General features: G+C 55.4%; 10 protein-coding genes. 4 read left to right on the top strand and 6 right to left on the bottom strand.

All coding sequences use genetic code 11. The features are described from left to right. Nucleotides 1–12 precede the first annotated feature (12 nt). Complete coding sequence (yacL, locus tag HB664_RS07005; RefSeq protein ID WP_023310423.1) at nucleotides 13–375, bottom strand: protein YacL; 363 nt, start codon at nucleotides 373–375, stop codon at nucleotides 13–15. 190 nt (nucleotides 376–565) lie between these two features. Continuing rightward, a complete protein-coding gene (gene acnB, locus HB664_RS07000) occupies nucleotides 566–3,163 on the bottom strand; it encodes a bifunctional aconitate hydratase 2/2-methylisocitrate dehydratase (protein WP_064673246.1) in 2,598 nt (865 codons plus the stop codon). Nucleotides 3,164–3,562: 399 nt separating this feature from the next. Here acnB and HB664_RS06995 point away from each other — a divergent pair, with 399 nt between their 5' ends. Together HB664_RS06995 and HB664_RS06990 are read left to right on the top strand one after the other, a co-directional pair. Then, nucleotides 3,563–5,119 (top strand): DUF3300 domain-containing protein, encoded by a 1,557-nt coding sequence (locus tag HB664_RS06995; RefSeq protein WP_219940531.1) that lies wholly within the window; start codon nucleotides 3,563–3,565, stop codon nucleotides 5,117–5,119. 10 nt (nucleotides 5,120–5,129) lie between these two features. After that, nucleotides 5,130–5,921 (top strand): DUF2950 family protein, encoded by a 792-nt coding sequence (locus HB664_RS06990; protein WP_219940812.1) that lies wholly within the window; start codon nucleotides 5,130–5,132, stop codon nucleotides 5,919–5,921. A gap of 53 nt (nucleotides 5,922–5,974) precedes the next feature. Here HB664_RS06990 and lpdA read toward each other — a convergent pair whose 3' ends face one another. The 4 genes from lpdA to pdhR form a co-directional block, all read right to left on the bottom strand. Next, on the bottom strand, nucleotides 5,975–7,399 hold the full coding sequence (lpdA, locus tag HB664_RS06985) for a dihydrolipoyl dehydrogenase (protein WP_003856313.1): 1,425 nt from the start codon (nucleotides 7,397–7,399) through the stop codon (nucleotides 5,975–5,977). Nucleotides 7,400–7,574: 175 nt separating this feature from the next. Beyond that, nucleotides 7,575–9,470 (bottom strand): pyruvate dehydrogenase complex dihydrolipoyllysine-residue acetyltransferase, encoded by a 1,896-nt coding sequence (aceF, locus tag HB664_RS06980; protein ID WP_039260787.1) that lies wholly within the window; start codon nucleotides 9,468–9,470, stop codon nucleotides 7,575–7,577. Nucleotides 9,471–9,484: 14 nt separating this feature from the next. Continuing rightward, on the bottom strand, nucleotides 9,485–12,148 hold the full coding sequence (gene aceE / locus HB664_RS06975) for a pyruvate dehydrogenase (acetyl-transferring), homodimeric type (protein ID WP_023310418.1): 2,664 nt from the start codon (nucleotides 12,146–12,148) through the stop codon (nucleotides 9,485–9,487). A 244-nt stretch (nucleotides 12,149–12,392) separates the two neighbouring features. Further along, the gene (pdhR, locus tag HB664_RS06970) at nucleotides 12,393–13,157 is read right to left on the bottom strand and encodes a pyruvate dehydrogenase complex transcriptional repressor PdhR (protein WP_008501960.1); all 765 of its coding nucleotides are present in this window, start codon (nucleotides 13,155–13,157) and stop codon (nucleotides 12,393–12,395) included. Between the two features lie 263 nt (nucleotides 13,158–13,420). On the opposite strand from pdhR, the gene HB664_RS06965 reads away from it, so the two are divergent. Further along, the gene (locus tag HB664_RS06965; protein WP_080934400.1) at nucleotides 13,421–13,648 is read left to right on the top strand and encodes a hypothetical protein; all 228 of its coding nucleotides are present in this window, start codon (nucleotides 13,421–13,423) and stop codon (nucleotides 13,646–13,648) included. Between the two features lie 46 nt (nucleotides 13,649–13,694). Continuing rightward, entirely contained in the window at nucleotides 13,695–15,065 is a 1,371-nt protein-coding gene (gene aroP, locus HB664_RS06960; RefSeq protein ID WP_029739677.1) for an aromatic amino acid transporter AroP, read from the top strand. The last annotated feature ends 89 nt before the right edge of the window (nucleotides 15,066–15,154 follow it).

Here is a 15,154-nt window from a genome sequence, read left to right as displayed (position 1 = left end):
TGCTCCGGGCTGTTATTTCTGTTTCATAAAGTCGCGGTAGGCATTTACCACCTGAAGGAAATCCTCTACGCCGCACATCGACAGGCTTTCTTCGTCATAGTAGCTCATCCCCTCTTCCATCTCGTCACCTGAAAACTCGAGCTGGTTGGCACGCACCATGACCTCTTCACCGTCCATCCACAGCGTATATTCATGCCCGGCGCGCTGCCAGGATCGTTCACTGCCTTTCACCGTATTTGCCGCCTGTTCAACCTCATCAAGAAGTGCGAGATTTTCTTTCACCTCTTCGTTAAACCAGTGTCCAACGGCTTCGTGGCCCATCGACATACGCACTTTCACCACTCCGGTGATGTCGCGCAGAAATTCGTAATCCATAGTGTTTTCCTCTGCAAAGCCATTAAGGTAATTATCGCAGCAGCGAGGAAGAAAAAAAGCGGGAGAGGTGGGAGGAATGAAAATAAAAAGGTGAGAGCAAGACCCTGCGGCCTGATGCCCTCACCCCGTCCCTCTCCCACGGGAGAGGGTGCAAACACTAAAAACCGTCTCATGGAGACTGTTTTGCTGTTTATACCGCCGTCTGGAAGATAACCCCGTCGGCCTTCTCGGTGTACTGAGAAAGCTGATCGAAGTTCAGATAGCGATAGGTATCCACCGCGGTCTTATCCACCTGAGCCACAAAGGTCTGGTACTCTTCCGGCGTTGGCAGTTTGCCAATCAGCGCCGCAACCGCCGCCAGCTCCGCAGAGGCCAGGAAGACGTTCGCACCGGTACCTAAACGGTTCGGGAAGTTACGGGTAGAGGTGGAAACCACCGTCGCACCGTCGGCTACGCGCGCCTGGTTGCCCATACACAGGGAACAGCCAGGGATTTCGATACGCGCCCCGCTCTTACCAAACACGCTGTAGTAGCCCTCTTCGGTCAGCTGAGCCGCGTCCATACGGGTTGGCGGCGCTACCCACAGACGGGTTGGCAGCTGGCCTTTGTGGGTATCCAGCAGCTTACCGGCAGCACGGAAGTGACCGATGTTGGTCATACAGGATCCGATGAACACTTCGTCGATCTTCTCGCCCTGAACCTCAGACAGCGGACGCGCGTCGTCCGGATCGTTCGGCGCACACAGGATTGGCTCTTTGATATCCGCCAGATCGATGTCGATCACCGCCGCGTACTCTGCGTCAGCATCGGCTTCCAGCAGCTGCGGATCGGCCAGCCATTTTTCCATGCCCTGGATACGACGCTCCAGCGTACGACGGTCGCCGTAGCCTTCTGCAATCATCCACTTCAGCAGCACGATGTTGGAGGTCAGATACTCGATAATCGGCTCTTTGTTCAGCTTGATGGTACAGCCAGCCGCAGAGCGCTCGGCGGAAGCATCGGTCAGCTCGAACGCCTGCTCCACTTTCAGATCCGGCAGACCTTCAATTTCCAGAATGCGGCCAGAGAAGATGTTTTTCTTCCCTTTCTTCTCAACGGTCAGCAGACCCTGTTTAATCGCATACAGCGGAATCGCGTGAACCAGGTCGCGCAGGGTAATACCCGGCTGCATTTTACCTTTGAAGCGCACCAGCACCGATTCCGGCATATCCAGCGGCATCACGCCGGTCGCAGCAGCAAACGCCACCAGACCGGAGCCCGCAGGGAAGGAGATACCGATTGGGAAACGGGTATGGGAGTCACCGCCGGTACCGACGGTATCCGGCAGCAGCATGCGGTTCAGCCAGGAGTGGATTACGCCGTCACCCGGACGCAGAGAAACGCCGCCGCGGTTCATGATGAAGTCTGGCAGCGTGTGGTGCGTGGTCACGTCAACCGGCTTCGGATAGGCCGCCGTGTGGCAGAAGGACTGCATCACCAGATCAGAAGAGAAGCCCAGGCACGCCAGGTCTTTCAGTTCGTCACGGGTCATTGGGCCAGTGGTGTCCTGAGAGCCCACGGAGGTCATCTTAGGCTCGCAGTACGCGCCAGGACGAATACCGGCTACGCCGCACGCGCGCCCCACCATTTTCTGTGCCAGAGAATAACCGCGGTTGCTTTCAGCAACGTCTTTCGCCTGACGGAAAACGTCAGAGTGCGGCAGACCCAGCGCTTCACGCGCTTTGGTAGTCAGACCACGACCAATGATCAGCGGGATACGGCCACCGGCGCGCACTTCGTCGATCAGCACGTCGGTTTTCAGCTCGAAGCTTGCCAGCAGCTCGTTGGTCTCGTGGTTGCGCACTTCGCCTTTGTACGGGTAAACGTCAATCACGTCGCCCATGTTCAGGTTAGAAACGTCCACTTCGATTGGCAGGGCGCCCGCATCTTCCATGGTGTTGAAGAAGATTGGCGCAATTTTGCCGCCGAGGCACAGGCCGCCGCCGCGCTTGTTCGGCACGTGCGGAATGTCGTCGCCCATGAACCACAGCACGGAGTTGGTTGCGGACTTACGGGAAGAACCGGTACCCACAACGTCACCCACATAGGCCAGCGGGAACCCTTTTTTCTGCAGGGCTTCGATCTGTTTGATCGGGCCGACGCTGCCCGGCTGATCCGGCTCAATACCTTCACGGGCGTTTTTCAGCATCGCCAGGGCGTGCAGAGGGATATCCGGGCGAGACCACGCGTCCGGTGCCGGAGAGAGGTCATCGGTGTTGGTTTCACCGGTCACTTTAAAGACGGTAACGGTGATTTTTTCAGCCAGCGCTGGGCGGTTCAGGAACCATTCGGCATCAGCCCAGGACTGCATCACCTGCTTCGCATAGATGTTGCCCGCTTTGGCTTTTTCTTCCACATCGTAGAAGTTATCGAACATCAGCAGCGTGGAAGAGAGCGCTTTAGCGGCAATCGGTGCCAGCTTGTCGTTATCCAGCGCGTCAATCAGCGGATGAATGTTGTAACCACCCTGCATGGTGCCGAGCAGTTCAATGGCTTTTTCAGGAGTAACCAGTGGGGAGGTGGCTTCGCCTTTGGCGATAGCAGCAAGGAATCCGGCTTTTACGTAGGCAGCTTCATCTACGCCAGGCGGTACGCGGTTGATCAGCAGATCTAACAGGAATTCTTCTTCGCCCTTAGGCGGGTTCTTCAGCAGCTCGACGAGCGCGGCCATTTGGGTTGCATCTAAAGGTTTGGGTACAATTCCCTCGGCGGCACGTTCTGCTACGTGCTTACGGTATTCTTCTAGCACGACGGTTCTCCTCGCTCTCATTGTCATATGCGGCGGGCGTTCTCTTCACGCTCCTGTGAGACAGCAGTTTGTAGGGTAAATGCCCGATACCGCGTCGGGCAGCATAGCAGGATTTCTGCACAGTGTTAATCCGTTTACAAAAAAGCAACATTAAAAAATTTGCTGAATCGTTAAGCATGGTGTAGTGGGGATTCAGGGCATCTTTTTGCGGTATCTTCTGCACCGTGACGCTTCAGTTTTTTCTTCATCAGATATAATTGTGTAATAAATACTCACACTCTTTATCCGGACGTACCGGACGCTTCCCAATAAAAGTCAAAACAGTAAAAGACGGGTGAATAATACTCACGCCAACCGTAACGCCTCACGGCACAGCGCTTGTCTCGTTGGAGTCATTTTATGAAGTTGCCCTTTAAGCCACATCTGCTCGTCCTTCTGTGCAGTGCCGGGCTGTTTGCCGCCTCGGGCGTTATGTTTGTCAAAGGCCGCGCCACGGAGCCCGCCGCGCCGGCCCCCGTCGCACAACAACCGGCTGCACCTGCGCCTGCCGCAGCCCAGCCCGCACCTGTTGTCGCGCCAGCCTACACTGCCGCGCAAATCGATCAATGGGTTGCTCCCATCGCGCTCTACCCGGATGCCCTGCTGTCGCAAATTTTAATGGCGTCGACCTATCCGGCCAACGTGATCCAGGCGGCGCAGTGGTCCAAAGACAACCCTAAAATGGAAGGGGACGCCGCGATTCAGGCCGTTGCCAGCCAGCCCTGGGATCCCAGCGTAAAATCGCTGGTCGCGTTTCCTCAGCTTATGTCCCTGATGGGTGAGAACCCGCCGTGGGTACAAAATCTGGGTGATGCGTTTCTCGCGCAGCCGAAGGACGTGATGGATTCCGTTCAGCGCCTGCGCGCGCTGGCGCAGAAGACCGGCGCTTTACAATCCACGCCCCAGCAGACGGTCACCACCGTGACAAAACCGGCGCCAGCGAAAACCAGCACCGCCGACGCAACAACAACCACGACGGCCGCGCCCGCTCCAACGGTAATCAAAATTGAATCTGCCGATCCGCAGGTTGTTTACGTCCCGACCTATAACCCCAATACGGTTTACGGGACCTGGCCAAACGCCGCCTATCCGCCCACCTATCTTCCGCCTACACCCGGGGAGCAGTTTGGCAACAGCTTCGTAAATGGTTTAGGCTTCAGCCTGGGCGTCGCCACAACCTATGCCATCTTCAGCAACATCGACTGGGATGATGACGATGACTGGGATCATCACCATGGCGACTGGGATAATCACGGCGGCTATAACCGCAACGGCGATAACAATATCAATATCAACGTTGAGAACTTCAATAAAATCAGCGGACAGCGCCTGACGGACGCCAACCGCACCTGGCAGCACAACCCGGCCTATCGGGAAGGCGTGCCCTATCCGACTAACCAGCTCAACACTCGCTTCCACTCCACCAACGCGGCGACAGGGCTCAGCTCAACGCAGCAAAAACCGGTTAACCGCGATAGCCAGCGTCAGGCCGCGCTAAGCCAGATGGAGAAGTCCACGGGTAAAACCTTCCCCCAGACGGCGCGCTCCGGAACGAAAGACGTGCAGCGTCAGGCCTCAGGCGAACAGCTGAAGCAGATTTCACAGCGCAATAACTACCGCGGCTACGACACCAAACCGCAGATGGCGAAGCGGAGCACCGCGCAGCAGCGAGAAAACCGCCAGACCACCGCGCAGAGACAAGAGAAGCGGGTTTCGCAGCCCGCGCAGCAACGCTCTCTCCAGCAGCGAAGCAGCCAGCCCCGGGCCAATGCGCTGAGCGGTAACGACAGCCGCTCGGCGAACTGGCAGGCGCAGCAGCAGCGCGGTGCGCAAAGCAGACAGCTCGCTGCGCGCCAGCAGCAGCCACGTCAGGCGTCTGGTGGACGTGCTGAACGCCGTGAAATTCGACATCGCTAAGGGAACCGACATGAAACGTAAACTACTCAGCGGAATGGTGTTATTCATGCTTTCGGCCCCGGTGATGGCGCAGCAGTCCTTTAGCACGCCCGATCGGGCAACCGATGCGCTGACCAAAGCCATCAGTGAGCATAATGAGAGCGCGATGACCAACCTGCTTGGAGAGAACTGGCGCGATTTTCTGCCCCCCCAAGGCGTTGATCCGGATGCTGTCGATCGCTTCCTGCGCGACTGGAACGTCCGTCATACCACGGTTGTCGAAGGAGATACGGCACACCTGGTTGTCGGAGACAGCGGCTGGCAGCTTCCCATCCCGGTGATCAAAACCTCTGCAGGCTGGCAGTTCGACATCAAAGAAGGGGCAGAAGAGATCCTGACCCGTGAAATCGGGCGTAATGAGCTCGCCGCCATTGAAGCCTTACATGCCTATGTTGATGCGCAGCAAAGCTATTTTGCGATGAACCAGAAATACGCGCAGAAGATTGTCAGCTCGAAAGGCAAAAAAGACGGTTTGTACTGGCCTGCCTCGCCCGGCGAAGCGCCCAGCCCGCTCGGCCCGGCATTTAGCCCAAAAGAGCCAGGTACCGGCTATCACGGCTATCGCTTCCGCATCCTGCCGGACAATCACGGTTTCGCGATGGTGGCCTGGCCGGTCAGCTATGGTCAGACGGGCGTCATGAGCTTTGTGATAAACCAGGACGACAAGGTGTACCAGTCCGATCTCGGCAGCGATTCAGAGCAGAAAGCCCGGGCGCTAGCCGCCTATAGCCCTGATAAAACCTGGCAGCCTGTGGCCCCCTGAACGCAGCGCATAAAAAAAGCGGCCATTGGCCGCTTTTTTTCATCTGAAGAAACTTATTTCTTCTTCGCTTTCGCGTTTGGCAGGTCGGTGATGCTGCCTTCAAACACTTCTGCCGCCAGGCCCACGGACTCGTGCAGAGTCGGGTGAGCGTGGATGGTCAGCGCGATGTCTTCAGCGTCACAGCCCATTTCGATAGCCAGACCGATTTCACCCAGCAGCTCGCCGCCGTTGGTACCGACAATCGCACCACCGATGACGCGGTGAGTCTCTTTGTCGAAGATCAGTTTGGTCATACCGTCAGCGCAGTCGGAAGCGATAGCACGGCCAGAAGCAGCCCACGGGAAGGTGGCGGTTTCGTAGCTGATGCCTTTCTCTTTCGCTTCTTTCTCAGTCAGACCGACCCATGCCACTTCTGGCTCGGTGTACGCGATAGATGGAATGACTTTCGGATCGAAGTAGTGCTTCATGCCGGCGATAACTTCAGCGGCAACGTGACCTTCGTGAACACCTTTGTGCGCCAGCATTGGCTGACCGACGATATCGCCGATAGCAAAGATGTGCGGCACGTTAGTGCGCAGCTGTTTGTCAACGCGGATAAAGCCACGGTCATCCACTTCCACGCCAGCTTTGCCCGCGTCGAGGTTTTTACCGTTCGGCACACGGCCGATAGCCACCAGCACGGCGTCGTAACGCTGTGGTTCGGATGGGGCTTTTTTGCCTTCCATGGAAACGTAAATACCGTCTTCTTTCGCTTCAACGGCAGTCACTTTGGTTTCCAGCATCAGGTTGAATTTCTTGCTGATGCGTTTGGTGAAGACTTTAACGATGTCTTTGTCGGCAGCCGGGATAACCTGGTCGAACATTTCAACCACGTCGATCTCTGAACCCAGCGCATGGTACACGGTACCCATTTCCAGACCGATGATACCGCCGCCCATGACCAGCAGACGCTTAGGAACGGTTTTCAGCTCCAGCGCATCGGTGGAATCCCACACGCGTGGATCTTCATGCGGAATGAATGGCAGTTCGATTGGGCGAGAGCCTGCCGCGATGATCGCGTTGTCGAAGTTGATCACGGTTTTGCCGTTTTCGCCTTCCACTTCCAGGGTGTTCGCACCGGTGAATTTACCCAGACCGTTTACCACTTTCACTTTACGGCCTTTGGCCATACCCGCCAGACCGCCGGTCAGCTGAGTGATAACTTTCTCTTTCCAGGTACGAATTTTGTCGATATCGGTTTTCGGCTCGCCGAAGACGATACCGTGTTCAGCCAGCGCTTTGGCTTCTTCGATAACTTTCGCTACGTGCAGCAGCGCTTTAGAAGGGATACAGCCGACGTTCAGACAAACACCGCCGAGGGTGCTGTAACGTTCAACGATGACGGTTTCCAGACCTAAATCCGCTGCACGGAATGCTGCGGAGTAACCTGCCGGGCCTGCCCCAAGTACTACGACCTGAGTTTTGATTTCTGTGCTCATCATGACCTCTTAATTTATACCCGTCGTCCACCGGGTCGTTCTATCCGCCCGCAGTTTACAAAATTGTTAACAATTTTGAAACAACAAACGGCTCACGAATTGTCGCTTTCGCCAATAACCTCACAAACACCATGAGATTATCAGAAAAAAGCCGGCCGACTGGCCGGCTTTTCGATTACATCACCAGGCGGCGAATGTCGCTCAGCATGTTGTTGATGATGGTGATGAAGCGGGCACCATCAGCACCGTCGATCACGCGGTGGTCGAAGGACAGAGAGATTGGCATCATCAGACGCGGCACGAACTCTTTGCCGTTCCACACCGGCTCCATCGCGGACTTGGACACACCGAGGATAGCCACTTCCGGCGCGTTAACGATCGGCGCGAAGTGGGTGGTACCCAGGCCGCCGATGCTGGAGATAGTGAAGCAGCCGCCCTGCATTTCGCCGGCAGTCAGCTTACCATCACGCGCTTTCTTGGAGATCACGGTCAGTTCACGGGACAGCTCAGTGATGCTCTTCTTGTTCACGTCTTTGAAGACCGGAACAACCAGACCATTTGGCGTATCAACCGCAACACCGATGTTGATGTATTTCTTCAGCGTCAGCTTCTGGCCGTCTTCGGACAGGGAGCTGTTGAAGCGTGGCATCTGCTCAAGGGCAGCGGCAACGGCTTTCATGATGAAGACCACTGGGGTGAATTTCACGTCCAGTTTGCGCTTCTCAGCTTCAGCGTTCTGCTGTTTACGGAACGCTTCCAGATCGGTGATATCGGTTTTGTCGAAGTGCGTAACGTGCGGGATCATCACCCAGTTACGGCTCAGGTTAGCACCAGAGATTTTCTGGATGCGGCCCAGCTCCACTTCTTCGATTTCGCCGAACTTGCTGAAGTCCACTTTCGGCCATGGCAGCATGCCCGGGATACCGCCGCCAGCGGCTGCAGCTGGTGCAGCTTCGGCGCGTTTCACCGCGTCTTTCACGTAGGTCTGAACGTCTTCGCGCAGGATACGACCCTTACGGCCGGTCCCTTTCACTTTCGCCAGGTTCACACCGAACTCGCGCGCCAGACGACGAATCAGCGGGGTAGCGTGGACGTAAGCGTCGTTTTCAGCGAACTCAGATTTTTCTGCTTTAGCAGCAGGGGCAGCGGCGGGTTTAGCAGCCTGAGCCGGTGCAGCAGCCGGGGCAGGAGCAGCCGCGGCAGCCGGAGCTGCGGCAGGCGCAGCGCCTTCCACTTCGAAGACCATGATCAGAGAGCCGGTAGACACTTTGTCGCCGGTGCTGATCTTAATCTCTTTAACGGTACCCGCGAACGGCGCTGGCACTTCCATAGAAGCTTTGTCGCCTTCAACGGTGATCAGTGACTGTTCAGCGGCAACTTTGTCGCCCACTTTCACCATCACTTCGGTCACTTCAACTTCGTCACCGCCGATGTCCGGTACGTTAACATCTTTCGCGCCGCCAGCAGCTGCTGGTGCAGCAGCCGGAGCCGGAGCAGCGGCCTGCGCAGGCGCTGCAGCAGGTGCAGCACCCGCCACTTCGAAGACCATGATCAGGGAGCCGGTAGACACTTTGTCGCCGGTGTTGATCTTGATCTCTTTAACGGTACCCGCGAACGGAGCCGGCACTTCCATAGAGGCTTTGTCGCCTTCTACGGTGATCAGTGACTGCTCAGCCGCAACGGTGTCGCCCACTTTCACCAGGATTTCAGTGACTTCAACTTCGTCACCGCCGATGTCAGGCACGTTCACTTCTTTCGCGCTCGCGGCAGCTGCTGGAGCAGCGGCGGCCGGAGCGGCTTTCTTCTCTTCCTGCGCAGGTGCAGCAGCTGCTGCACCGTCGGCGGAATCGAAAATCATGATCAGTTTGCCGGTCTCGGTTTTATCGCCAACAGAGACTTTGATCTCTTTAACGATGCCAGCCTGAGGAGACGGGACTTCCATAGAGGCTTTGTCGCCTTCTACGGTGATCAGCGACTGTTCAGCTTCAACTTTGTCGCCTACTTTGACCAGGATCTCGGTGATTTCAACTTCATCAGCCCCGATGTCCGGTACATTGATTTCGATAGCCATTATTCTTTTACCTCTTACGCCAGACGCGGGTTAACTTTTTCTGCATCGATGTTGAATTTGGTGATTGCGTCCGCAACCACTTTCTTATCGATTTCGCCACGTTTAGCCAGTTCGCCCAGTGCTGCTACAACCACGTAAGAAGCATCAACTTCGAAGTGGTGACGCAGGTTTTCGCGGCTGTCAGAACGACCGAAGCCGTCAGTACCCAGAACGCGATAATCATCAGCTGGAACGTAAGTACGAACCTGCTCTGCGAACAGTTTCATATAGTCAGTGGACGCCACCGCTGGCGCGTCGTTCATCACCTGAGCGATGTACGGAACGCGTGGAGTTTCCAGTGGGTGCAGCATGTTCCAGCGCTCACAATCCTGGCCATCACGCGCCAGTTCGGTGAAGGAGGTCACAGAGTACACGTCGGAACCCACGCCGTAGTCTTTCGCCAGGATCTGCGCAGCTTCACGTACGTGACGCAGGATAGAGCCGGAGCCCAGCAGCTGAACTTTACCTTTGCTACCTTCGATGGTTTCGAGTTTGTAGATACCTTTACGGATACCTTCCTCGGCACCTGCTGGCATTGCCGGCATGTGGTAGTTTTCGTTCAGGGTGGTGATGTAGTAGTAAATGTTCTCTTGCGCTTCACCGTACATGCGCTGCAGACCGTCATGCATGATGACTGCCACTTCGTATGCGTAAGACGGATCGTAAGAGATACAGTTAGGGATAGTCAGAGACTGAATGTGGCTGTGGCCATCTTCGTGCTGCAGACCTTCACCGTTCAGAGTCGTACGACCGGAGGTACCGCCTACCAGGAAGCCGCGAGCCTGCTGGTCGCCTGCCTGCCAGCACAGGTCACCGATACGCTGGAACCCGAACATGGAGTAGTAGATGTAGAACGGGATCATCGGCAGGTTGTTGGTGCTGTAAGAGGTCGCAGCAGCCAGCCAGGATGCGCCTGCGCCCAGCTCGTTGATACCTTCCTGCAGGATCTGACCTTTCTCGTCTTCTTTGTAGTATGCAACCTGCTCACGGTCCTGCGGGGTGTACTGCTGGCCGTTCGGGCTGTAGATACCGATCTGACGGAACAGACCTTCCATACCGAAAGTACGCGCTTCGTCGGCGATGATTGGAACCAGACGATCTTTGATCGACTTGTTCTTCAGCATCACGTTCAGGGCACGAACGAAAGCGATAGTGGTAGAGATCTCTTTGTTCTGCTCTTCCAGCAGCTGAGAGAAGTCTTCCAGCGCTGGCAGTTCCAGCTTCTCGGTGAAGTTAGGCTGACGAGCTGGCAGGTAGCCTTTCAGCGCCTGACGACGTTCGTGCAGGTACTTGTGCTCTTCAGAACCTTCCGGGAAGGTGATGTAAGACAGGTTTTCTACCTGCTCATCGGTCACTGGAACGTTGAAACGGTCGCGGATATAACGCACGCCGTCCATGTTCATTTTCTTAACCTGGTGAGCGATGTTTTTACCTTCTGCGGTATCACCCATGCCGTAACCTTTGATGGTATGGGCCAGGATTACAGTCGCTTTACCTTTGGTTTCACGCGCTTTTTTCAGTGCAGCGTAGACTTTCTTCGGATCGTGACCACCGCGGTTCAGAGCCCAGATCTGCTCATCAGTCCAGTCTGCAACCAGTGCTGCGGTTTCAGGATATTTGCCGAAGAAGTGCTCACGAACGTAGGCACCGTCTTTGGATTTGAAGGTCTGGTAGTCACCGTCAACGGTTTCGTTCATCAGCTGGATCAGCTTACCGCTGGTGTCTTTACGCAGCAGCTCATCCCAACGACCGCCCCACATGACTTTGATCACGTTCCAGCCAGCACCTGCGAAGATGCCTTCCAGTTCGTTGATGATCTTGCCGTTACCGGTTACCGGACCATCCAGACGCTGCAGGTTACAGTTGATGATGAAGCACAGGTTGTCCAGCTTCTCACGGGTTGCGATGGTGATCGCACCTTTGGATTCTGGCTCATCCATTTCGCCGTCGCCCAGGAAGGCGTAAACGGTCTGCTCAGAGGTGTCTTTCAGACCACGGTGTTCCAGGTATTTCAGGAATTTAGCCTGATAGATCGCACCGATTGGGCCCAGACCCATAGATACGGTCGGGAACTGCCAGAATTCAGGCATCAGTTTAGGGTGCGGGTAAGAAGACAGACCTTTACCGTGAACTTCCTGACGGAAGTTGTTCATCTGCTCTTCAGTCAGACGACCTTCCAGGAATGCACGTGCATAGATGCCCGGAGAGATGTGGCCCTGGAAGTACACCAGATCGCCGCCGTCTTTCTCGTTCGCTGCACGGAAGAAGTGGTTGAAGCACACTTCGTAAACGGTCGCAGAAGACTGGAAGGACGCCATGTGGCCACCCAGTTCCAGGTCTTTCTTGGATGCGCGCAGAACGGTCATGATGGCGTTCCAGCGGATTGCAGAACGGATACGACGTTCCAGATCCAGATTGCCCGGGTATTCCGGTTCGTCTTCGACGGCAATCGTGTTTACGTAGTTGCTAGCCCCTGCACCTGAAGCAACCTTCACACCGCCTTTGCGGGCTTCAGAAAGCAGCTGATCAATCAGATACTGAGCGCGCTCAACACCTTCTTCACGGATGACCGATTCGATCGCCTGTAGCCAGTCGCGAGTTTCGATCGGATCCACGTCATTTTGGAGACGTTCTGACATGGGGGTATTCCTTATCTATCTAATACGTTGATTTGTCTGGAACCTGTCCCATTGTGCTCTTTGTTCTTAATATTTCGGGTTATCTCTTTGTTGGCTGCGCTTTCTCACCCCGGTCACATAGTTCGCTATGCTCCCGGGGATTCGCGCGCTTGCCGCCGCGATATAACCCGAACTATTTGAACAACCAAAAGCACAATAAGACAGGTTCTGCGTTTAGTTGCCGCGCTCTAAAAGTACCTGGCGCTTAATCCTTTCGTTGCTGTATGCGGCGTAATGAACGTTCGCGACGCGATTGTTCACGGCTGCGGTCCAGCAAGATTTCCTCAATGAAAGCCAGATGTCGGTGCGACGCTTCGCGCGCCTGCTCCGGTTCCCCGGCCATTATCGCCTCGAATACTCGGGTGCGATGGTTGCTTACCAGTGGGAGCATGTCCCGACGGGCATACAACAATTCAAAATTCTGACGAACGTTCTGGGCCAGCATGGGCTCCATGCAGCGTAGCAGATGGAGGAGCACCACGTTGTGGGCCGCTTCGGTGACGGCTATTTGATACTGGACGACGGCGCTGGACTCGGCGTCTAGATCGCCGGACTGCTGTGCCCGTTCAATGGCCTGATGCAGTTCGCGGATACGCACGCGATCTTCATCAGTGCTGCGAAGGGCGGCGTAATAGGCCGCAATACCTTCAAGCGCGTGACGGGTCTCAAGCAGGTCAAACTGGGATTCTGGGTGGTCAGAGAGAAGTTCTACCAGCGGATCGCTGAAGCTCTGCCACAGGCTGTTTTGCACAAAGGTTCCGCCGCCCTGGCGACGAAGCAGCAAGCCCTTTGCTTCGAGACGTTGAATCGCCTCACGCAGAGAGGGACGTGAAACGTCGAACTGTTTTGCCAGCTCGCGTTCTGGCGGAAGTTTCTCACCCGGGCGCAGAGTCCCTTCGAGGATTAAAAACTCCAGCTGCTGCTCAATCACATCAGATAGTTTTGGTTGGCGAATTTTGCTGTAGGCCATATTCCCTGTCTTACGCCTTTTTGCCCGGAGTCAATTGGTCTTACCAATTTCTATTTCGTATCGCTAAAGTAACAAAGTATTCACCTTCTGTCCATATTGGTTTTGATTGAAATCAGTAAACCCTGCACATTTTAACAACCTTACAGAAATAACGTTTCAGAAATGTAACTTTGCACAAATGAGTTGATTACTCCTTAAGAGGGAGTTTTAACCATAATGAAACGAGGGTTTTTGCAATCTGAAGCGATTCAACAAGGCAAATAATGAAAATTCGCCCACTTACGGAGCATTTCTATTCTATAGGTTGGGTTAGGAAGAATGAGCGGGCCGATTTACAAATGCTTTCTTTTTATTCAAGTCGTCATCACCCCTTCATAAAGCAGGTGCATTCGCAGGCGCTTACCACTATTCTTGCGCTTACGGAAGTCATGTCCGCTTTTTTCGGTCTCGTTAACCGTAAAGAAATAAATACAGAATATGGATTTTCATAATTACACACGCACAGCGTGAACATAACAACCACACACGAGGTTTCAAATGGAAGCTCAACAGCACGGCGATCAGCTAAAGCGCGGGCTTAAAAACCGCCATATACAGCTCATCGCACTGGGCGGTGCGATTGGTACCGGCCTGTTTCTGGGCAGCGCATCCGTTATCCAGTCAGCCGGTCCCGGCATTATTTTGGGTTACGCGATTGCCGGCTTTATTGCCTTTCTGATTATGCGCCAGCTGGGTGAAATGGTCGTTGAAGAGCCGGTCGCAGGCTCCTTCAGCCACTTTGCCTATAAATATTGGGGCAGCTTTGCCGGTTTCGCCTCGGGCTGGAACTACTGGGTGCTGTACGTTCTGGTTGCCATGGCCGAGCTTACCGCCGTCGGGAAATACATTCAGTTCTGGTATCCCGAGATCCCAACCTGGGCCTCCGCAGCGGCTTTCTTCGTCATTATTAACGCCATTAACCTGACCAACGTAAAAGTGTTCGGTGAGATGGAGTTCTGGTTCGCTATCATCAAGGTCATTGCCGTTGTGGCGATGATTATCTTTGGCGGCTGGCTGCTGTTCAGCGGCAACGGCGGCCCGCAGGCAACCGTGCGCAACCTCTGGGAACAGGGCGGCTTCCTGCCTCACGGCATGACCGGTCTGGTGATGATGATGGCTATCATTATGTTCTCCTTCGGCGGCCTGGAGCTGGTGGGCATCACCGCTGCTGAAGCCGACAACCCGGAGCAGAGCATTCCAAAAGCCACTAACCAGGTTATCTACCGCATTCTGATCTTCTATGTGGGCTCGCTGGCCGTGCTGCTCTCCCTGCTGCCGTGGACGCGCGTGACCGCCGACACCAGCCCGTTTGTGCTGATCTTCCACGAGCTGGGCGATACCTTTGTAGCAAACGCACTCAACGTGGTTGTTCTGACAGCAGCGCTCTCCGTTTACAACAGCTGCGTATACTGCAACAGCCGCATGCTGTTCGGCCTGGCCCAGCAGGGCAACGCGCCTAAAGCGCTGCTCAACGTCGATAAACGCGGCGTGCCGGTAAACACAATTCTGGTTTCGGCGGTTGTGACCGCGCTGTGCGTGCTCATTAACTATATGGCACCGGAATCGGCGTTTGGCCTGCTGATGGCACTGGTGGTCTCTGCCCTGGTCATCAACTGGGCGATGATCAGCCTGGCGCACATGAAGTTCCGCCGCGCCAAGCAGCAGCAGGGCGTCACCACCCGCTTCCCTGCCCTGCTCTATCCGCTGGGCAACTGGGTGTGCCTGGTGTTCATGGCGGCCGTACTGGTGATCATGCTGATCACCCCGGGTATGGCGATTTCCGTCTACCTGATCCCGGTCTGGATTGCGATCCTTGGCGTGGGCTATCTCTTCAGCCAGAAAAGCCGTAATGCCATGAAAGCACACTAAGCCTCTCTCCGCGGCGCCTGCTTTTGCGGGTGCCGCGCGTTGTTACCTCCCTCACACTTTCACGCCCACAGCGCATTTATCCATATCAC

The organism is Enterobacter sp. DNB-S2, from assembly GCF_019443845.1.
Classification (GTDB): domain Bacteria; phylum Pseudomonadota; class Gammaproteobacteria; order Enterobacterales; family Enterobacteriaceae; genus Enterobacter; species Enterobacter asburiae_B.
This window is presented reverse-complemented; position numbering and strand designations above follow the sequence as displayed.